At 44.5% G+C, this 21,452-nt stretch carries 17 protein-coding genes and 2 pseudogenes; 13 read left to right on the top strand and 6 right to left on the bottom strand.

All coding sequences use genetic code 11. The annotated features are described in order from the left end of the window. Nucleotides 1–73: 73 nt before the first annotated feature. Nucleotides 74–784 carry a PilZ domain-containing protein gene (locus HV127_RS14790; protein WP_047663492.1) on the bottom strand — a complete coding sequence of 237 codons (711 nt, stop codon included), beginning with the start codon at nt 782–784 and terminating at the stop codon, nt 74–76. Between the two features lie 314 nt (nt 785–1,098). Between HV127_RS14790 and HV127_RS31715 the strand changes: the two are divergent. From HV127_RS31715 to HV127_RS14780, 3 genes and pseudogenes are all read left to right on the top strand, one after another. After that, nucleotides 1,099–1,221 (top strand): annotated as a pseudogene (locus HV127_RS31715) (IS3 family transposase); the annotation flags it as partial. Then, nucleotides 1,217–1,666 (top strand): integrase core domain-containing protein, encoded by a 450-nt coding sequence (locus tag HV127_RS14785; protein WP_080748437.1) that lies wholly within the window; start codon nt 1,217–1,219, stop codon nt 1,664–1,666. The pseudogene HV127_RS31715 and the gene HV127_RS14785, both read left to right, overlap by 5 nt. A 73-nt stretch (nt 1,667–1,739) precedes the next feature. After that, the gene (locus HV127_RS14780; RefSeq protein ID WP_182240893.1) at nt 1,740–2,033 is read left to right on the top strand and encodes a hypothetical protein; all 294 of its coding nucleotides are present in this window, start codon (nt 1,740–1,742) and stop codon (nt 2,031–2,033) included. A gap of 108 nt (nt 2,034–2,141) precedes the next feature. Here HV127_RS14780 and HV127_RS14775 read toward each other — a convergent pair whose 3' ends face one another. Then, complete coding sequence (locus HV127_RS14775) at nt 2,142–3,122, bottom strand: IS5-like element IS5 family transposase (protein ID WP_042934497.1); 981 nt, start codon at nt 3,120–3,122, stop codon at nt 2,142–2,144. A gap of 53 nt (nt 3,123–3,175) precedes the next feature. Here HV127_RS14775 and HV127_RS14770 point away from each other — a divergent pair, with 53 nt between their 5' ends. Together HV127_RS14770 and HV127_RS14765 are read left to right on the top strand one after the other, a co-directional pair. Next, entirely contained in the window at nt 3,176–3,784 is a 609-nt protein-coding gene (locus HV127_RS14770) for a hypothetical protein (protein ID WP_228727462.1), read from the top strand. Continuing rightward, nucleotides 3,784–5,235 (top strand): hypothetical protein, encoded by a 1,452-nt coding sequence (locus HV127_RS14765; protein WP_047663490.1) that lies wholly within the window; start codon nt 3,784–3,786, stop codon nt 5,233–5,235. Before HV127_RS14770 ends, HV127_RS14765 begins: the two co-directional genes overlap by 1 nt. Nucleotides 5,236–5,459: 224 nt before the next feature. Here HV127_RS14765 and HV127_RS14760 read toward each other — a convergent pair whose 3' ends face one another. From HV127_RS14760 to HV127_RS14750, 3 genes are all read right to left on the bottom strand, one after another. Then, nucleotides 5,460–8,003, bottom strand: coding sequence for a DEAD/DEAH box helicase (locus HV127_RS14760; protein WP_228727461.1), 2,544 nt, complete (start codon nt 8,001–8,003; stop codon nt 5,460–5,462). A 94-nt stretch (nt 8,004–8,097) separates the two neighbouring features. Further along, nucleotides 8,098–9,966 (bottom strand): hypothetical protein, encoded by a 1,869-nt coding sequence (locus HV127_RS14755; RefSeq protein WP_227628674.1) that lies wholly within the window; start codon nt 9,964–9,966, stop codon nt 8,098–8,100. Nucleotides 9,967–10,001: 35 nt separating this feature from the next. Next, a complete protein-coding gene (locus HV127_RS14750; protein ID WP_047663487.1) occupies nt 10,002–11,390 on the bottom strand; it encodes a hypothetical protein in 1,389 nt (462 codons plus the stop codon). A 376-nt stretch (nt 11,391–11,766) separates the two neighbouring features. Here HV127_RS14750 and HV127_RS14745 point away from each other — a divergent pair. The 8 genes and pseudogenes from HV127_RS14745 to HV127_RS14710 all read left to right on the top strand — a co-directional run. After that, a pseudogene (locus HV127_RS14745) lies at nt 11,767–12,207 on the top strand (transposase); the annotation flags it as partial. A gap of 212 nt (nt 12,208–12,419) precedes the next feature. Further along, nucleotides 12,420–12,962, top strand: coding sequence for a hypothetical protein (locus HV127_RS14740; protein ID WP_047663486.1), 543 nt, complete (start codon nt 12,420–12,422; stop codon nt 12,960–12,962). Continuing rightward, nucleotides 12,959–13,231 (top strand): hypothetical protein, encoded by a 273-nt coding sequence (locus tag HV127_RS14735; protein WP_047663485.1) that lies wholly within the window; start codon nt 12,959–12,961, stop codon nt 13,229–13,231. Before HV127_RS14740 ends, HV127_RS14735 begins: the two co-directional genes overlap by 4 nt. Nucleotides 13,232–13,274: 43 nt before the next feature. Then, entirely contained in the window at nt 13,275–14,333 is a 1,059-nt protein-coding gene (locus tag HV127_RS14730) for a hypothetical protein (protein ID WP_047663484.1), read from the top strand. Between the two features lie 794 nt (nt 14,334–15,127). Then, entirely contained in the window at nt 15,128–16,321 is a 1,194-nt protein-coding gene (locus HV127_RS14725; protein WP_047663483.1) for an ATP-binding protein, read from the top strand. Continuing rightward, nucleotides 16,314–18,704 carry a S8 family serine peptidase gene (locus HV127_RS14720; RefSeq protein WP_047663482.1) on the top strand — a complete coding sequence of 797 codons (2,391 nt, stop codon included), beginning with the start codon at nt 16,314–16,316 and terminating at the stop codon, nt 18,702–18,704. Before HV127_RS14725 ends, HV127_RS14720 begins: the two co-directional genes overlap by 8 nt. Then, complete coding sequence (locus HV127_RS14715) at nt 18,704–18,925, top strand: hypothetical protein (RefSeq protein WP_047722926.1); 222 nt, start codon at nt 18,704–18,706, stop codon at nt 18,923–18,925. Before HV127_RS14720 ends, HV127_RS14715 begins: the two co-directional genes overlap by 1 nt. 3 nt (nt 18,926–18,928) lie before the next feature. Further along, nucleotides 18,929–19,687 carry a hypothetical protein gene (locus HV127_RS14710; protein ID WP_047663481.1) on the top strand — a complete coding sequence of 253 codons (759 nt, stop codon included), beginning with the start codon at nt 18,929–18,931 and terminating at the stop codon, nt 19,685–19,687. Nucleotides 19,688–20,263: 576 nt separating this feature from the next. Here HV127_RS14710 and HV127_RS14705 read toward each other — a convergent pair. Next, nucleotides 20,264–21,244 carry an IS5-like element IS5 family transposase gene (locus HV127_RS14705; RefSeq protein ID WP_042934497.1) on the bottom strand — a complete coding sequence of 327 codons (981 nt, stop codon included), beginning with the start codon at nt 21,242–21,244 and terminating at the stop codon, nt 20,264–20,266. Nucleotides 21,245–21,452 lie beyond the last annotated feature (208 nt).

The following is a 21,452-nucleotide window of genomic DNA, read 5'->3' as shown; positions in this document are numbered from 1 at the left end:
GCGTACTATTGCATTAATGTTGATTTAGGTTAAAGTGATTGTGTTTTTTTGAAATTTTATTTCGTCAAGTGAATTAAACCAAGACTCGCCTGTTTTTTATTTTTCTATCAATTATCAATTTGACAATTATTTCTTCTATTTCCTCTTTTTTTTCTTCACTTTCGTAATAAAACATGCAAGATACCCTGAAGTTTGTTGCATCACATTGTTTGTGGTTATTTGTTTCGGATATATGTTTTATTTTTAAATTAACAAGGATTCGTCCGTACTCCCCAAGATTTAACTCTGAGTTTTCAAGTTTATTTCCACTTCTAATAAAACTATGCAAAGGTTCCAGGGATATAAACGAGCAACCACCTTCTGATATATCATTCAAGTGATATTTATAAATAGTGCCACTTCTGTATCTTCCAGAGCAATAAAACTGACTTTCGTACCTAACGTTAATTCTTGGTGATGTCCTTCGTTGTAGTATTGATAATGATTCAGGAATAATGAAGCATAGAAGATTGTTTGAATTTCTTTTGTCAGTGATTCGATTGTTGGTTGTGAATTCTATTTTCCCTAATGGGCTGTGGATGATAAAATAAAAAATGCTCTCTTTAGGAAGACCTGGATGAGAGGTGGATGGTTTTATATAGAAAAAATTACCTTCTACTTTTTTTAGTGTCGACTGGTGTTTTATACCATTACAATAGAAGTACAATTTAGATTGAATCCTGAGTTCATCTCTCAGAATTGCAATAATTTCATATTTGGACTTTTTAGAAACTCCCTCAGACATATTGACTCCCTAATCCAAAAACAGCCAAAATTTTAATTTATTATCCCATGCTGGAATCGTATTTTTCTTAAAAAAACGCCCTCATAACCTATTGTTTAATTTAAAAAAATAGGATAATCCTATTGATTGGGGGTTGACATTGTCGAACTTTCTTTTTTGGCATTTGGAGTGAATAATCTTTTAATATAAATTTTCCAGGTCTACCAACAGTGACGATAGCGGACAGTGATGTAGACTCCTTAAACAGACAGTAGCTGTATCTTCAGATAAGAGATAGGCTTGAATATTTGTCTAACACTGGCGCTAATTTTGAGATGACCGAGATCCTGTTAGGGCAATAAGCCCGTAAGTGTAAGACTCCTCAGGAGAAAATCGCCATTATCCAGCAGACGATGGAGCCGAGTATGAATGTCTCCCACGTAGTCCACCTACATGGTAACCGTTCAGCCGTCTGACAGGACAGATGCTGTACCCGGCGTAATGACGAAGTTGACGCTGGGATACAGTCTGACATCCTCAATATCATCAGCGACATGCCGAGTTACGGATATCGTCGCGTACAGGTTACTGGACATACCGGTGCAGTGGCTGACGGATAACGGTTCAGCGTATACCGCACATGAAACGCGGAAGTTCGCCAGAGATCTGAATCTGGAGCCATGCACAACAGCGGTGAGCAGCCCAGAAATCAACGAAATAGCAGAAAGCTTCGTGAAGATGATAAAACGGGACTGCATCGGCATCATGGCGAATCCGGACAGCCTGGCTGCGGTGATAAATCCGGCGGTGGTGTTCATTCATTACAACAAACGTCATCCGCATAGTGCACTGGGATATCAGTCACCACAGGAATATATACGCAGAAAGTTATCGCAACCGTAAGAGAGTAAAAATATCTGGATATATAGGGTCAAATATAGGAATAATTTAGACGACATACAGCAGGAGTAAAAAAATGTTACGTGGATCCGAAAGAGAAACCGCTTTATCCAAACTTAAAAATGCAACTGACCGTTATGAGACTCAGGCAAAAAGGACGCAGGAAGAGATTACAAATCTCTTCCTGTTGCGTCAGAAATGCAGTGAACAACTTATTACACACGTCGAAAACTATGTGAGTCAACTGGCAAATAAACCAAAAGAATTCGATAAATCCTGGAGTGAACTAAAAGCAGAAATTGTTGAGTTCGACAATGTTGTTGAAAAACTAGGGAAGGTGCGAATAAGCGGGGAAATTCTTCTCGGCTGACTCAGTCATTTCATTTCTTCATGTTTGAGCCGATTTTTTCTCCCGTAAATGCCTTGAATCAGCCTATTTAGACCGTTTCTTCGCCATTTAAGGCGTTATCCCCAGTTTTTAGTGAGATCTCTCCCACTGACGTATCATTTGGTCCGCCCGAAACAGGTTGGCCAGCGTGAATAACATCGCCAGTTGGTTATCGTTTTTCAGCAACCCCTTGTATCTGGCTTTCACGAAGCCGAACTGTCGCTTGATGATGCGAAATGGGTGCTCCACCTTGGCCCGGATGCTGGCTTTCATGTATTCGATGTTGATGGCCGTTTTGTTCTTGCGTGGATGCTGTTTCAAGGTTCTTACCTTGCCGGGGCGCTCGGCGATCAGCCAGTCCACATCCACCTCGGCCAGCTCCTCGCGCTGTGGCGCCCCTTGGTAGCCGGCATCGGCTGAGACAAATTGCTCCTCTCCATGCAGCAGATTACCCAGCTGATTGAGGTCATGCTCGTTGGCCGCGGTGGTGACTAGGCTGTGGGTCAGGCCACTCTTGGCATCGACACCAATGTGGGCCTTCATGCCAAAGTGCCACTGATTGCCTTTCTTGGTCTGATGCATCTCCGGATCGCGTTGCTGCTCTTTGTTCTTGGTCGAGCTGGGTGCCTCAATGATGGTGGCATCGACCAAGGTGCCTTGAGTCATCATGACGCCTGCTTCGGCCAGCCAGCGATTGATGGTCTTGAACAATTGGCGGGCCAGTTGATGCTGCTCCAGCAGGTGGCGGAAATTCATGATGGTGGTGCGGTCAGGCAAGGCGCTATCCAGGGATAACCGGGCAAACCGACGCATGGAGGCGATTTCGTACAGAGCATCTTCCATCGCGCCATCGCTCAGGTTGTACCAATGCTGCATGCAGTGAATGCGTAGCATGGTTTCCAGCGGATAAGGTCGCCGGCCATTACCAGCCTTGGGGTAAAACGGCTCGATGACTTCCACCATGTTTTGCCATGGCAGAATCTGCTCCATACGGGACAAGAAAATCTCTTTTCTGGTCTGACGGCGCTTACTGCTGAATTCACTGTCGGCGAAGGTAAGTTGATGACTCATGATGAACCCTGTTCCATGGCTCCAGATGACAAACATGATCTCATATCAGGGACTTGTTCGCACCTTCCCTAGAGGAGGAATATCGCACATCGCACGTTGGTAAAGGGACTGCAACGGCGGGAGTTGCCGTCGGAGCCGGTGTTGCAGCATTTGCACCTACGGCAGCGCTGGCAGTCGCTACGACCTTTGGTACAGCATCAACCGGAACTGCAATTGCCACATTGAGCGGTGCTGCAGCTACAAATGCAGCACTGGCATGGCTTGGCGGGGGGGCTTTAGCAGCTGGCGGCGGTGGTATGTCTGCAGGCGGTGCGCTGCTAGCGCTGGCAGGTCCCATCGGTTGGGGGATCGGAGTTGCAGGTATTGCAGGGGGCACTCTTCTGGCTCGTCGTAAGAACGGCAAAATTATTGACAAAGCTCAGCAGGAAGAGCGTCATATTCGGGCTAAAACTAGCGAATTGCTGGTAATGGAACGTGGTGCGAATAAATTGAAGGCACTAACATCTGAGCATTATCATGGCACTGAAAGCATTATTGATGGGCTGGAGAAGACCGCACCGCGTGACTACAACCAGTTTAATGCGCATCAGAAAGATCAACTCGGGGCATTGATTAACCATATCCATGCATTATCAAAACTGATCAACAAGAAAATTCAGTGATGAAAATTATTGACCGCCATGATGCTGTAAGTGATCAGATTATCGGTAGTGCTGTTAATGCACTCAATCAGACCAGGATGCAGGACGAAATATTCGAATTAGAGAGGCAAGCTCGTGCGTTTGAGAATGCGGGCGAGCAAATGCTGAAGGTTCGTGATTTTATCGCCTCACCCAACACCATACTAGGCTCCACAGGTACCAAGCATGGTGAAATTGCCGAGCAAGTAGAAGTAGGTGTGCGTAACGCCCGTCAGGCGCTCGAAGAGAGACTACAGGATGAGTCCGCTTTTCGCGCAACATTCGACGGGGTTGGCCGGACGGCCCCTGCGGACTATTTAATTGATGGCGTTGAAGTGCAATCAAAATTCATAAACGGCATCAATAGTAATCTGACACATGTCCTGAAACACATGGAAGACTACCCTGACTTCACCCAAAACAAAGCGTTTTACCATATCCCGAAAGATACCTGGCAAACGATACAGGATGTTATCGACGGGAAACCTGTTGAGGGAATGAATGAGAGAAGTCTGCGGGCCATCAGGGAAAAGGTTGCAGAAATTGAAAACGCAACCGGCCGATCATTTGCGGACGTTGTACGTCCAGGAGACTCTAATTATAAAGATGTCCAGTGGGGGAAAATCGATGAAACACTCGATAAACATGACCAGGAATTAGCTGAGAAAAATGAGGTAAAAAAAGCCGAAATCGTTGAAGAACACCAGCCTTCGCTCAACGAAGCCATGCGAGCTACGGTTATGGGGGCAGCCTTCGGGGCCACTTTTGCTCTCGGTACGGGTATTTACCGCAAGTATCAAGACGGTAAAAATATCTTCCGTGGCGAATTCGATACAGAGGACTGGCAGGACGTAGGGCTGGATACGCTGAAAGGAGCAGCTATAGGGGGCGTGTCCGCAGGGGCTATTTACACCCTGACAAATTACGCCTCAATGGGAGCCCCCTTCGCCAGCGCATTAGTTACCGCAACCAAGGGGGTAGGAAGTCTTACTATGTCTTATCAGCGTGGTGAGATAGATCTCAATGAGTTTACCGATCTCGGGCTTATAGTCTGCGCTGAATCAGCCATTGTGGGCGCTATGACCATTGCTGGCCAGACATTAATCCCTGTGCCTGTATTGGGAGCACTGATTGGATCTATCTCAGGAAAGTTTCTGGTCACTGTTGCCAAAAATCTGGATGGCAAAACCAGCCAGGCCTTGCAGGCGAAAATGGACGATTTCAACCGCCGTTTGAATGACATTGAGCAGCGGGCGCTTAAGCGTATTCTGTCCGAGTTTGAGGCATTAGGTGAGCTGACAACTGCAGCCTTCAACGTGGAAAACAACCGCCAGTTGCTGGAAGCAAGCATTACGCTGGCACAAGCTTACGGTGTCGATAAAAACAAAATTATCAAAAATGCGGACGATTTGGATGCTTTTATGATGGCATGATGAGAGTCTGGTCCCTCTACTAAAATTGAAACCCATCTGGCTAGCACACAAAACACTCGATATGCGTCAGAGTATCGATACCCTGACGCAATACATTATAAGGGGTACCAGCTTCAGCAGTTTGCGCCAGTCAGTAGTGCTTCCAGTATTCCGGAAATATTCCGCCATGGCTGATGTCTCTGTTAGAGAGGCGAGGTTTATTTCCCAGAAAATTAATAACGCCACTACTGGTGACCAAACTTTGCCGGGTAAGGATCTTCAACTTCGCGATCCCTGACAGGCTTCCGTAGCCACCGACGCCAGCCCGATGTACTCTCTTTCGTATCAATTTCTCGATTGAAACTCTGCGTTTCACAGTTATCCAGTTTTTCCTCCACGACGTACTTATGGTGAATGAATGAAGCCAGTTGATCCTGATCGAATGAGCTTGCGAGATAAGGATAATTAATAACCATCTCGGCATTACTGCTCTCTTTAAGCAGCATATTCACGCGGCCAAAGAGGCGATCGACGCGACCATTCCTCTGCTCATTATCGCCGGGAGTCCAGGCAATGCCGTAATGATGGACTTTATGGCATTGCAGATGCAGATTTACGCCTTCCTGCATCACCGAAGTCGCCACAAGCACATCCGGGAAGAATGGCGAGTTAAATCCGCGTATAAGCCGCTCACGGTTGTGAGACTCACCGCTGGCGTACCATGCCGGACTGTTCAGGCTGCTGAGTTCGCGCCAGGCGTAAAGGCTATTATCAAGCGGCTGGCCAACAATCTTCTCACACAGCGTTTCAAACGTTTGGATGGCTGCCGAGAAATAACGCAGTATCAGCGAATCCTTGAATTTCGGCGTCACCCATTCAATAAATTGCAGATAGCGCTGCTGGGCATCGCCGCGCTGGGATACACGGTTAAATTCAGTAAACCAACAGTAAAGTTCGACCATCACCGGGCTGGCAAACAGGTAGCCAATGCGCAGATAGTTGGCAAGGTTCTCGACTATCGCCATGCCGTTCGGCTGCGCTTTCCATGTCCTGATCTGATGTTGATGCTGCTCAGGAAGTAAATCGAACATAATTCCCCAGGCCGTAGGCATCGGGTGGGCATAGTTTGAAACAAACTCCACCAGCATTTCCTGACGAATATCCCTCGCGGCATCACTGTAGCTATCACGCATCCGCTCTCCGGACTCTCTGCGATAATACTGTGTATAAGTTGCCGAAATACCATCGCGGGCAGGTTCCAGAAACAGCGATAACAAACTCTCCGGACGGCGAAAGCGCAGGCTGACGTTACTGCAGTCCGTGCGCCGCAGTATGCCACTCGTTTTGGTCACGAAAAGCGCCGCGATCCTGCTGGAAAGCTTTGCTTCATTTTCTTCGCTATCATCGTCCAGTAAGCACTCCTCTGCAGGCTCATCTGTATCCTGAGAATTGATAGTCTTTTCCGATATAAGGTTTTCATACTCTTCCCGGGACCAGCGCGTACTGCGCCACTTCTCCAACGCCTCCGGCGGCAGTTGCCAAAGCCGAATCAATCGCTCAGCCATCATCTCATCATAGCGAGCATTAATACGCTGAGTTATCTCGCGCACCGACGGGATACGGCGGACAAAGACCAAATGCTTGCGGCTATATAGTGCCTGAGATGCAAAGGGATCGTCGGACATACACTCATTGACCAGTACATCGTATTTGGGATGATCCGGAAAACGGTGGTAAACATCATGAAACTGCCGCGTCAGCCCGGTTAACAGAGACGAATCCAGCGCCCGGCTAAAATCAGTTTGAGTATGTTCATTATCATGTTCATCCTGCTCATTCTCAATATTGCCAGTGGATTCAAAACCCTCCAGGTATCCATACATCATCCGCTTGTCGCCGCTGCCTTTGTTCTCTTTATCCAGTTCTTCAACCAGTTTTTTTTGATAAAAAGCAAAAAACAGCTCTGCCTCAGCGCTACCAGAAAAGCTGGCGGCAATTGCCTGCTCCCGACGATATGCATATTTACTGTAATGCTGATTATCGCTCCCGCACATCTTCCGCAATCGACGGATGGCGAAATTCTCCATCAAAGAACGTACATCATCCATGTCATACTTCAGCGTAATATCTGTGAAGTAACTTAATATATCGTATATATTCCGTGCCGCAGAATGATTTGGCGTTGCGGTCAGAAGCAGTGCATTTCGGGCCAGTCGGTCTTTCCCTTCCCCAAAGAAAGTACGTGCCGCAGCAGCTCGCTGGCTGTCATTACGGTTGCGGAAATAGTGGGCTTCGTCGATGATAATTAAATCAAAACCCGTACCACCGAGAGCGTCTTTTATTTCCTGCCGATATATCTCCCCATACTTCTCAGCGACAAAAAATGCATTGTCTTTTTCATCCTTCGGTACCAGTCCGCTCAACGAATAGATAGTGGTCAGAAAGAAATGGTGTGACTTTTCTTTAACAGCTGCGCTCAGTTCTTTCAGCCGACCATGAAACTGCGGCGCGTATTTTTCCTTTCCCTTATAAGAAGTAAAGGGGTTATCTTTCATTCTAAGATGCTTATGAATAAAGGTAGTGAACTCTGTTTTCCAGTTGTTACACAGTGTCGAGTTTGGGGCCATGACCAGAATGCGTGCATCAGGCTTCTCCTGCCACCTTAGCAGCATCACTGCTATTGCCTGATAGGTCTTTCCCATACCCACTTCATCCGCAAGCAGCGCTACCCGCTGCTCAGCAAGCAAATTCCACAGGCCCGCTACGCCTTCAGCCTGCTTTGCAGCCATGCTGGTGCTGCACGTTTCGTAACTCCATAAGGGGTCGGCTACATCAAAGTTCATCTTTTCTGAGATACAATGAGGCGTAACAGGCTGAGGTTGTTTAGTTATCATATCCACACTCTTTACGGATGATATCCAGATAACGTTGGGTACTTTTTTTCCCCTTCAGAGGTGGGGGAGGAACGCGCAGTGAGCTCCACTGATGCGGGGAAATATCTGCGGTGCTCGATGCATTTTCTTTATTGATATCATCAAATCGCGCCTGTGCCAGAGCAGCCATGCTATTGACCTCATGTGTCAGAAACCAGTTGAACACTGACGCGGGTTCCTTTTCAACTCGCGCTTTGACCATTTCTGCCAGTTCCAGCAAACAACCGGGTTCGCTGAACAGGCGACGGTGTAGTTGTTCTCTATTATCCATGGCTGATAACGCTTTACTGCGTAGCCGTATTGCCTGAAACAGCCGGAAGTAGCTGGTAGCTTCCGGGCTTAGGACCCCTGTCTCGTCGCTCTCCTCGCTGAATAATTCATCCTGACCTGCCACGCTGCGGAGTATCAGATTATCGCTTTGTTCAGGTTCGGAGGAATTCATATAACTGTCGAGAATATCGTCCAGTGATTTAAAGCGCAGGACGCGGCGATATTCTGAGCCCGCTTCAACAATAGTCCCTGTCCAGTCCGCTTCACCGGTTTTACGCAGCGTGTAGAAAGGGCTATCCAGCAGCGCTGCGCTTTGCTCGACATCTATCAGCAAAGGAGATGCCAGCGTACCGTCAGCTGTGTTCCAGGTAAGTCTGACCGGTTTTTTGATCCCGGGCAGAAGCAGCCGGTGCCCCTCCTTCGGCTTGCCGAGAAACCACTTTCCGGTAAGCCTGTATTCGCAGTGCTGCCAGTCAAAAATAACCGTCAAGTCGAAAGGCGGGAGACTACCTGGTACCAGGGCCTCCTCTTCCAGCAATTCTTCACTGGCAAAATCTCCCTCATTCACGGCCCACACCGTCGAGCACAATGTGGTCCGCTTGCTGACGGGATGTACGATCCCGGCTTCAACGTTTCTCCCCTTTATCTTCAGGCTACTGCAGCCCGGTCCGGTGAAGTTCCATGAGCCTATCGCAAGGTGACGGCCCGTTGAACTCTCTGCCAGCCACAGCTTGGCGTGCGTCATCATTAATCGCGGATCACGTTCGGCGGGAGGTTTAAATAACGTCAATCTCTGTGCCGCAATTAACGCCTGCAGCTCCTCTCCCCAGCGGGTACGAATGAATTGACCTGCAGCAAGGTCGGGCACAAGCTCAACGCGCAGATAAGGCCCTGCCAACTTTGCTATCAGAGCAGGCAAGTTATCGGCAAGATAAGGAGACCAGACGCTGAGCGTTGTCAGTTCACCATTCGCGATTAGCGCATCCATCAGCGTGAACTCGCTGAGGCTGTGAATAAACGACCACTTTGGATCGTCACCATAGAGTATGTCACCATCTGCAGGCAATATGTCCTGGCTAGGCTCCTCATCAAGTCCCATGAAAAACTGTTTTATCTGCTGATACTGCGCATTGCTGGAAACCATCCGAAAGTCCACGGCTTCCTGATTCCGCCCCCAGCCGCTGAGCGTAAGATTCGCGCTTCCGGCACCGAGGACAATTTTCTTGTTCTTACCTTCAAGGTAAAACACCTTGGGATGAAACAGGCTGCGCTCCCCGTCCAGATATAATGCTTCATCCACAGCAAGCTTACGCACCGACACGGGATAAACTGCAATTGAGGTTCTTTTAGGTTTATCCAGGGCGATCATTCGCGGATCGCAATAAACACGAAAATCAATATTGCTTTCATTTAATGCCCGCTGTAGCCCTTCATAGTCCATGCGGCCTACAGGTGGGTCCATATCCAGAATGGCGGGAAGAATCCGGCTTTCGACAAACGCGATATCAAGATTAAAGGTCGTAAGCCAGACTCGCTTCAGCGGCCCCATCTGCGCTATTTGCTCTTTAAACGCATCAAGGAGCTTCACGCTTCATCTCCCCATAATCCATCCAGTAAATGACGGAATTGCGGTATGTAATAATGGTTTACCCAATCGCTACTTTTACGTTCCTGATCAATAGCTACAGGTGGAGTCTGCAGCGAGATGATATTGCCTTCAAGCATAAGCCATGGAAACTGCCCACGTGCTTCCATCAATCCACTATGATACGCCAGCAGCCCACGCACCTGCTCCTCCAGAGACGGCCCACTGGCTAGCGCAAGCAGTTGCCGAAAGCGTCTGTTGGGCGTACCGGAAAGCGACGCCACCAGCTCATTGTTTCGCTCAAGACTCATCGACAGTTTAGGTAAACTCTGAGTCGTCAGTCCGTTCCGCTGCCAGAATAGCGCGAAGTCGCCGAGGCTCTGCTGGTTCTGCCGCCTTAGTCCTGTGAACATCAGGTCAATTAAAGACAGAAACGGTTCTGCCTCAATAATGTATCCCAGCGTTTGCCGCTCGCATTCTTCCATTTCCATCGTTGCATCGGCATTCTTCCAGGCTTCAAGAAAAACACTCGAAATCGGCAAAAGTGATTGCTCAGGGTATTTTCGTTCTCGCTCCAGTACCCGATAAATGGCACCTGCACCATTTTTATTGAGCCCGGTTCTGGCGAGCCAGAATGCCTGCGAGTAGTTGCCCACATGTTTAGGGTTGCGAAATGCGCTGGCGTAGAGAGTTTTAAGACTGTCTGGAATTTTACTGAAGAAGGGCGTCAGGGCATCCTTGCTTGCTTCACACATCAGCGACTTAAGATAGGTCAGTACATCAGCATGCAGTTGGTGTAACTCGGGGACATGGCGAATAAAGGCTTCAGCGGCCTCCCATACAGGCTTACTATCCGGCAGATCATAGTCGTAGGTCGTCGTGAAAAAACGCATACTGATCATTGGCGATTTATAGCGGCCGTTAGTACCGAGCGCAAGCTGGTTTGTCAGCAGTTCACTTTCCTTCTGATGGCCAAAAGTGAGCTGAGGGTTCTTATCTGAGGTATGCCATTTTGCCCTGGCCTTATTAATCCCCTGCACCCCCGCAAGCGTTACGTCGCCCTGTTCTGCCCCCAGCATCGAATAAATATAAATATTCTCCAGGTGGATAAGGCTTGCCGCGATAAACTCTTTGAGCTGCTTTTTGGGATAGCGTATTTTCATCGCGCCAGCGGTTTGCACAGCATCATCCAGCATTATTTTTCGGATGACGCTGTGGTGCAGCAGGTTGAGCGTATACTGCCTGACATCATTGGCAATAGAAGTGATGCGTCCGTGAAAGAGGTCCTGTCCCCAGGATGACCAGATAACCAGTTGGCCCAAAGGGTCGATATTCATCTCGCCGGTCAGCGACTCATCATATTCAGTTAAAAATTTATCAATGTACATTGTACTGAATTCGTTGGAGAAACTACGAGTAAGAATAGCATGACGCGTGGCGGGAGCCCTCTATCAAGGTCAATGTTTATCAGTTTATAACATCCCGTTAAGGTATCTGCGGATCAGAAATGGATGTAAACTCTCGCCTTCATAGTAAAGTACTTCTGCATTAGATCTTCCCCCGAAAGCGAGGAATAATACCCCATCACAACTGACAGACCCCGTCCTCATGAACGCGCCCAGCATTATCATGCTCGCCGCAGGTCCCGGCTCTAGCTTCCGCCAGACGGGCGGTTCCGGCAATAAGCTGCTGACGCCTCCGGCCAGTTGTTGCTGGAACAGCCGCTGGCACATGCGCAGGTATGCAGGCTATCGGTGCTTGTGGTTACGCAGCCTTCCGACAGTTGAGTTAGTAGTAGCCAGACAATCCCAAAGCAAGCCGCTACTGGCATCCCTGCATGAGAGTCTGGTAGAAAAAAGAACGACTCTATCGAAAAAGTCCCGTCTGGGTGAAGCGTTCGCTTATGCTCTGAACCAGTGGGATGCGCTGTGCAACTACTGTGATGATGGCCTGGCAGAACCTGATAACAACGCCGCTGAGCGGGCATTACGTGCAGTATGTCTGGGAAAGAAAAACTATATCTTCTTCGGCAGCGATCATGGCGGCGAGCGCGGAGCCCTGCTGTATGGTCTCATCGGAACATGCAGGCTCAATGGTATCGATCCGGAAGCTTACCTTCGCCATATCCTGAGTGTACTGCCGGAGTGGCCCAGCAACAAAGTGGCAGAACTGCAGCCATGGAACGTAGAACTCACTAATAAATAATCGTCAATACGGCGCTCACTTAACGCTTACGTTAATTCCTCAGTGGCTCTGCAGATTGTATAGTAGTCATCAGGAGCCCCATTGCTGGCAGAGCGGCAGGAACAACGGCATCATCAGAGCTACCAGATCATTAATTGCATCAGGGCTTACCGCCTGGCTGCACCAGATGTATAATGCTTCTTTTTTCACCAGAACACTAAATAAGGCTACACATGGACGCAGATAAAATTCAGTCTGATATTGATGCCCTTTTGACGTACATGAACGACGACATGGAGAACCTCGGAGAAACGATCAAAACCGTTTCATTTGGATTCGATACGAGCCAGAACGATCGCATTGCTATTGACGAGCTGCTTCACTGGCCAGAAGAGTATTTGTTCAAAATCATCAATATCTGTCATTCCCGTTCTCTTGTGCGTAAGGATTATGGTGGCTTTCAGGATGTCTCCCTGACAGAAGAAGGTCAGAGTCGTGCTATCTCAGTTAAACACGGGAAAAATCGCTCATACGAGTTAGGGGCCAGTATGCAGATTGCTACGCTAAATGTTCATGGGCCAGCGCAGGTTGGCAACGGTAACACACAAAACATCCACAACGTATTTAACCAGTTGCTTCAGCAGATCGAGACGTCTTCAGCTTCTGATGAAGACAAGCAGGAAGCCAGGAGCCGCCTGGCTAAGTTTCTGGAACACCCGCTGGTCGGATCTATCGTGGGCGGTCTTGCTGGTTCGCTGCCTGGTCTGATGGGATGATGGACGATCTTAAAGAAACGATCCGCTTGCGTTGTGCATTCTGCCGCTCGGAGCAGTTCGCCTTACCTTACACGGATTACTCACCTCCTGGTCACAGTTTTGTCGTCTGTGCCAATTGTGGAAGGGAAAATGATGTGACGTCTTTGCTCATCATAGCTAAATCGAAAGGGATGGAAATAGCCCGGGCGTATGCTGATGGGCTGGTTGAACAGATGAAGAAGGATTTGGTTAATTCTTTTAAAAATAACAAATACATTAAGATAAAGTGATCAGCCACGACAGCATCGAAGTACAACTCTTCAGGGAGTACAAATGACCAGAGAAGCGATAACGCCATTAAACTACACATCTTCTGCGATCGATGATCTGCGGGCGCTGGAACGTAATTGTCTGCATGAAGCGCCGTATTCAGCTTACGTTCTGCGCAATGTGATAAACCTGCTGGAGAGCAGCGTTAAATTCATCCTGCCAAATTGTGCTGACTTTATTGCGCCTGAAGATCTGCGGCAGACGCATCTGGATATGGCTCATTTGCCTTACCCGGTAGTCGTGTTTGAAATCCCATGGGAAAAAGAGGGGACGCCCGAGACCTATTTTGATAAACAGTCCCTACGTTCAACTAAGCGGATCGCATTGTGCTGGGAAGCGAAAGTGGACCTGGAGCCTGTACCTGGAATTAACCGGATGCTTGAGCGTTTTCCGGAGGGCGGAGTTTTTGTGTGCTCTGTCTACTGGGTTGATGATGATAAGCGCTGGCACCCGAGTTACGGCGGGCTCTTTTACCCCTATGACAACACGCTCAATAACGTTTCTGATTTAACCTCCCGTCCGGGGGCGACAAGACTGGCTGTGGCCTCATTACAGGACGCGGGTCTGGTGTCCAGAACGCGCATGAAACAATACAAGGCTGAACCTGTGGTGATCCTGCCAGAGATTGCCAGCCAGACAGAATCTGTACTGGGAAGCCGCGATAAGCTTTTTGCAGATATTATCATCAACTCCCGGGATGAGTTACAGGCATTCATCAACGCCTGCAGTATTCTGAACTGCGCAAACGTGGTGGTGGATGAACTGGCGCCATCGAACACCAGAAAAACGCAATGGGTGAGAGGCAAGCGAGTTAATGTACTAGAGCCCGCAGTGAGGCCCCGTTTTACCTACAAAGTGCTGCAGATTACGGATGAACAACGAACAAACTCAACGGGTAAAGGTATCGGTGTAGGGGCACATACAAAGCGTATGCATCTGCGCAGGGGGCATATTCGCCGCCTTGGCGAGCGCTTGATCTGGGTACGTCCTTCAGTTGTGAATCCTGGCTCTGCTCAGGGTGCTGTCACTAAAGATTACCAGTTAAACAAGTCATCGGATTAGCGAATGCACTGAGGAAGGCCAGACCAGAGGACTTGCTCAGTTGTTATCAGGCTGGGTACCGATGCCTGTATTCTGAACGCTTCACCATACTGCGCTAAAACCCTGCGCCTTCAGTCGATGGCGGGTACGCTTGACGTAAACTGAATCAATAAGATCATCGGGTGGCAAATCACGGGTGATATTACAAATCTAAGCCAATGTAACGTCTGATCGCCATTGCAGCTTCTCATCTCTTCTGAATATATCCGTCATTCACACATAGCGAGCCTGCCTGCACAAGGACGGCGTTTACCTGCGTGTCGTCTGGCGGTAAGGAACCTGTTTATGTACGGAAAATTATTAATGATGATTTGAAGCGGCATAACCTCCGCTAAGGGGGAAGAGCTTATCATGCCGGAATTGTATTTCTGAATGCAGCAGGATTTAGGGTCAGATTCTAACCTAATCATCTTCACGATCATCATGGTAAACTGAATCTTTTATCACTCAAGATAACTGGACGTGGTCTACAATGGAGCAAATGCTAAGAAAATGCAGCATATGTCCTCTGTATAAGAATTATCTAGATCAAGCTAACGAAATCAGTCTATCACATTGAATTATATATAATATTACAACTCCACCATTATATAACGTCCATCAATCTTTGTTGGATAATTACCCTTTCCATAGAGAAATATAAAAGTGGACAACATTCCATCATATCGAAAATAGTTGCACAAAATCTCTTTTTTGATTCTTTTTTAAGGTGTATAGTTGCAATAAAATGCAACAAATACCCAAGAAATGATAAAATGACTAAGTACATGAACCTAATAGCCACAATCTGTCGTTTTGCTTTAAAAGACGATCCCTCACGCGAAGTGATCAAAGCAGTTCTCAAACTGAGAGATACACTTCAAAAAGATGGTTTGATTGTTGAGGCTAGAGCACTTAGTGCTCTAGTGGATAAAGCTGATACGAAGAAAAATCTTACTTTAGACAACAAGAAAATAACTTGGAGCAAGGGCTTCCTTTCCGGTAAAAGTGAAATGACTGTATCTACACCTTTACCAGTTGATAAAGAAAATAGCATGCCTTTAGCTGAGGTTTTGTTTCCTAAAGAAATCAATGATTTCCAAGAATTTCATTTCTTTGATGACAATATTACAAGCGCTATTGATGGTATTTTAGCTGAATGGGAACATGCGGAACGTCTAAGAGTGAATGGAATACAACCCAGTTATAGTTGCCTTTTCTTTGGCGAACCAGGGACAGGTAAAACTGAATTAGCAAAGCACTTAGCAGCAAAACTTAATCTCCCCTTAGTCTCAGCAAGACTGGATGCTATGTTGTCATCCTACTTAGGAACTAGTGCAAGGAATATATCATCTCTTTTCGATTTTGTTGAAAGATATAATTGCATTCTTTTATTAGATGAATTTGATGCTATAGCAAAATATAGAGATGACAGTAAAGAAGTAGGTGAAATAAAAAGAGTTGTAAATACTCTTCTTCAATGCTTAGACAGAAGAAAAGAAAGCGGTATAGTAATCGCTACGACAAATCATGAAAACTTGTTAGATCCTGCCGTCTGGAGACGTTTTCAGAATAAGATAAAAATACCTAAACCGACAAAGTTAATTCGCGAGAAAATAATATCAGCTTATATTTCACCTATGATCATATCGAATGGTGATCTTACATTTTTAAATATAATTCTGGATGGTTTTACACCAGCAGAAATAAAAAACTGCATTGAATTTATAAAACGATTCACCATCATAAATGAATGCAAAACTGTAGATCTGTATAATGCAATTAAAGCTTATTTCGTAATTAATGCAAATTATAACAATGATATAACAAAATCTATTCTTTCAGGTTCAGAGCATGAATTAGCAAAAAACCTTATAACCAAACATGATTATTCAATACAAGATGTATCTAATCTTATTGGAAAGCATAAGAGTACTATATCAAGATGGGTGAAAGATAAAAATGAATAAAAAAAATATATTGAAGATAAAAAACAGCAAAAAATATATCTATAGTCCTGAAGTCATTCCCGGCGGAGATAATAAAGATTTTTTCCACGGAGATGACGCTGCATTTGCTCGTCACAAAACTAAACTGATACTTAAAACTTCATTGATATCTCAGCAGATACAAGAAAGGAAAAATAAAAAATTTGCAACGATAAAAGTTTCATTAAAAGAAGATGCTATAGCTAAAAGCCACAGGCCTACATCTGCAGTATTTAATTATAAATACCCAGTAATCGGTGGTGGTGATATTGGTGAGATATACGTTCAGGTTAATGAAAAATCCTTACCAAGTTTGGTTGAACGCATCTCCCAAGCTAAGGTTCAATCTGAGATAAAATTTAATAAGAATGGAGAAATTGTTCCTAAAGTAGGAAAATTACGAAGCGAAGTTAGTGCGATTGAAAATATTGAATTATATACAGGTAATGATAAGTCTATAATGAGCGATATCGAGTTTGCTCAAGAGTTACTTAAGAATAAACGAGAAATTATCGTTGAATTGTTCACTGCCAGGAAAAATGAAACGTTAAGCGATGGTGAAATTTCTTTAATTTATAAAAACCTTGTGGATGAACTAAAGTCGAGGTTCCCAACTATTGAATTCGTCACTGAATCGAGGTTTTTCTCGGATAACATAATTACACTCTTCCCAAAGAATAATTCTAACACCGATGTTATTGAATTGCTGCGGGAATTAAAAATTAATCCCATAGTAAGAAAATATTACCTTTCACCAATTTTCACAGTTGCAAAAAAGAATATTGACATCGAAAAAAAATTAACTACATTCCCTAAGAAATTAGCTAATCAATCATATCCAAAAGTAATATTAATAGACAAAGGAATAAGAAGCAGCATTCTATCCACTTGGGTAAATGATAAATCAGATGCACTGGGTTCAGAAATTATCGAAGATTATCATGCAGATGAAATGGCTAGCATTTTAATTGGCTCAAAACATTTAAATTCTAACTATGATTATTTAGAAGAGGATGGTTGTGAAATATATGATATCTGGTTGCCAGCCGATAAGTACAGTTTCGAAGATCATTTCGAAACGCTAGCTGAATTTACAGATTGGTTATATCTTGAGGTTCAAGCTGCCAGAGAAAATGGTTTTCGTGTAATAAGTATGAGTATTAATTTTCAACAAATTGTATCCAACAGTGAGTATAGTTTCTTAGCAGCAAGGATTGATGAAATATCAAATAAACTTAACGTAATATTTGTTATTTCGGTAGGTAACCTGGAAGATAAAAAATATCGGAGCGAGTGGCCTAAAACAGAAGAGCAAGTTTTCCGTATGCTTGCAAGATTTCAACAACAAGATAAAGTTCTGCAGCCTGCTGATTCGGTAACATCCTTATCTGTGGGATCTGTCAATCATATCGAAAATGAATTAATAACCTTTCAGGCACCCACAAGATATACACGAAGAGGACCGGCGACAGCTTACGGAATAAAGCCTGACTTAGTGCATATTGGTGGAATTGGTGATCCAAATAATTCTTGTTATGTGACACTCGATGGAAACAATCATTTATGCTTAAACTCTCATGGTACTAGTTTAGCAGCACCACATATAGCAAAATCGATCGCTACAATTGATTTTAAATCAAATGAAAGTCTTAACACAAATACACTCAAAGCACTACTAATTCACAGTGCAAAAATACCTGATTGTTTATCTTCAAAAAACCTAGGTAAAGAGGCCAAGGACTTTGTTGGATTCGGGTTCCCAAGTGATTCTTCTAATATTATAAATAGAGATGAAGCTTCCTTCACTTTTATTTTTGAAGATATTATTAAAAAAGGACAAGTAGCTGAGTTTAACTTTATATGGCCAGAATCTCTGATAACTGCAACAAGAAAATGTAAAGGGAAAGTTAAAATGTCTTTAGTATATACACCAACAATTGATAGGCAGTATGGTCAAGAATATATTAGAGTTAATATTGATGCATCCTTACAACAAGAAAAAATAAAAAAAACAGAAAGTAATTTTAGCAAAGCTGTTAATTCTATTTGGGATAATAGACTTGGTTCAGATCTTAATTTTGAAAAAAATCTGATTGACCACGGTTTCAAATGGTGGCCATCTAAAGTTTATGAGAGATACAGTAAAAATGGATTTGGAAATTCATCAAACTGGCGTTTAAGGGTTACATCTCAAGTTCGAGATGGTGTATCACATCCTTTGGATGGTATTCCATTTTCTGTCATAATTACAATCGAAGATCCAACAAAAAAAGCCACTAAGATATATAATGAAATGAGTCAGAGTTTAATAGCTTTAGGTGTTGTATTTCAAGATATCACTATCCGTGATGAGGTAAGAGTATAATGAAGAAGTCTGAAGTGGTTTACGATTTTGAACAAATTATTTATCGTTTAGACGCTTTAAAGTCGGCTTCATGCCTGAAAGCTTCTCAGGTAGAAATTGATGAAATAAAAAAAAGCATTGATATATTAAAAAACAAGATCAGTTTAGGGATAATGTTTTCAATAACGGGCAGAGAAAATCCTACCTTACCAAAATCAGTATGCCGATTCTGCGGGAAATAACTTATGGGAAATGATAAATATTTTACGGTCTCAAAATATGAAGTTGATAATGAATTAAAAGATATCTTCTTCAAGGTTGAGGATGACGTAAGTGAATTCCCTGATGCCATTGTCAAGTTAAAAGATGACATTGAGTTATTTATGCTCGTCCTGCAGCGGCTTTGTGCCGATGATCACTCAATGTATAATTTCTATTATGAAAGAGTATTTATTGTTGCAGATCTTGCATTTAATGGAAATATAACACAATGTATCCTTGCTCAGAATAGCATTGATAAAATTAAGCAAGAACTTCTATATGAAAAAGCCCCATATCTCAGGAGTAGTATCTTAATAAGATATTTAAAAATAATTCTCATCCCGTTTTTTTTAAGTTTTTTAATTTACTTAGGAATTGTCAATTCTCAGACAAATATTTATGTAATTTATATTTCAAAATTGATATTAGTTGGCATGGGTGCTAGTGCTGGATGTTGGCTCTCACTTGCATTCAGAACTCAGAAGATTGAATTTAGTGAAATTATCCCAATTTTAAGTGACAGTATCAGTATTTATTCTCGCATTATATTTATAATTATTTTCTCTATGTCTCTTGCATTACTGATGAAGGCGGGAGTAATTATTATTCAACTAGGTAATTTTAACTCAGCTAATATTGAAAGTGATCCAATATTGGCATTTTCTGCTGGGTTAGTAATGGGGTTTGGAGAAAAAATATTCATGGATAGCTTTCAAAAAAGAATAAATGAAGTAAAGATATAGATTAATTTAAATTACATACATAGCCGTATTAAAAGTATAAATAAATACGGCTTAGTCTTTTTAATTTCCTAGAGAATTCATTAAACAATCACTTTGTTATTTTAGTTTTTCAATCAATGCAATAGCTTCGCCATGCTAAAGTTTGACTGATGTAACTGTTAAAAATCGATATTGTAGATACTGTATTTGTTACGGCTTAAATTTTTCACTTACAATCATAAAAACATTATTGTGATAATTACAAACATTAAGTTATATTTTGGATATTTGTTTAAGCATATTTTTAGTTCCAATTCAGATTAATTTTAGACAGAGGATTTATTACCGAATAGTATTTCTATGACGCTATACAATTGTATCAATTAGGAAATATTTTATCTCCAAATGGATAAATACTCTTTTCTCGGTTCGAAGCAAGATAGTAAGCTAAGGAAGGTGCGAATAAGCGGGGAAATTCTTCTCGGCTGACTCAGTCATTTCATTTCTTCATGTTTGAGCCGATTTTTTCTCCCGTAAATGCCTTGAATCAGCCTATTTAGACCGTTTCTTCGCCATTTAAGGCGTTATCCCCAGTTTTTAGTGAGATCTCTCCCACTGACGTATCATTTGGTCCGCCCGAAACAGGTTGGCCAGCGTGAATAACATCGCCAGTTGGTTATCGTTTTTCAGCAACCCCTTGTATCTGGCTTTCACGAAGCCGAACTGTCGCTTGATGATGCGAAATGGGTGCTCCACCTTGGCCCGGATGCTGGCTTTCATGTATTCGATGTTGATGGCCGTTTTGTTCTTGCGTGGATGCTGTTTCAAGGTTCTTACCTTGCCGGGGCGCTCGGCGATCAGCCAGTCCACATCCACCTCGGCCAGCTCCTCGCGCTGTGGCGCCCCTTGGTAGCCGGCATCGGCTGAGACAAATTGCTCCTCTCCATGCAGCAGATTACCCAGCTGATTGAGGTCATGCTCGTTGGCCGCGGTGGTGACTAGGCTGTGGGTCAGGCCACTCTTGGCATCGACACCAATGTGGGCCTTCATGCCAAAGTGCCACTGATTGCCTTTCTTGGTCTGATGCATCTCCGGATCGCGTTGCTGCTCTTTGTTCTTGGTCGAGCTGGGTGCCTCAATGATGGTGGCATCGACCAAGGTGCCTTGAGTCATCATGACGCCTGCTTCGGCCAGCCAGCGATTGATGGTCTTGAACAATTGGCGGGCCAGTTGATGCTGCTCCAGCAGGTGGCGGAAATTCATGATGGTGGTGCGGTCAGGCAAGGCGCTATCCAGGGATAACCGGGCAAACCGACGCATGGAGGCGATTTCGTACAGAGCATCTTCCATCGCGCCATCGCTCAGGTTGTACCAATGCTGCATGCAGTGAATGCGTAGCATGGTTTCCAGCGGATAAGGTCGCCGGCCATTACCAGCCTTGGGGTAAAACGGCTCGATGACTTCCACCATGTTTTGCCATGGCAGAATCTGCTCCATACGGGACAAGAAAATCTCTTTTCTGGTCTGACGGCGCTTACTGCTGAATTCACTGTCGGCGAAGGTAAGTTGATGACTCATGATGAACCCTGTTCCATGGCTCCAGATGACAAACATGATCTCATATCAGGGACTTGTTCGCACCTTCCCTAACAACTGTGATACCAATCTCTGCACATCCAAATATTCAAGCATTGAAGTAATCTGCACTTACATCATCAAGCGACTAGTAATATAGATAGACTTGCATTAGGAATAAATAAAATATCAACAAATGCTTATTCATCAA

The sequence above is a fragment of the Klebsiella sp. RHBSTW-00215 genome, from assembly GCF_014103785.1.
Lineage (GTDB): Bacteria > Pseudomonadota > Gammaproteobacteria > Enterobacterales > Enterobacteriaceae > Klebsiella.
Note: the sequence above shows the minus strand (reverse complement) of the source record. Positions and strands in the feature narration are given on the sequence as shown.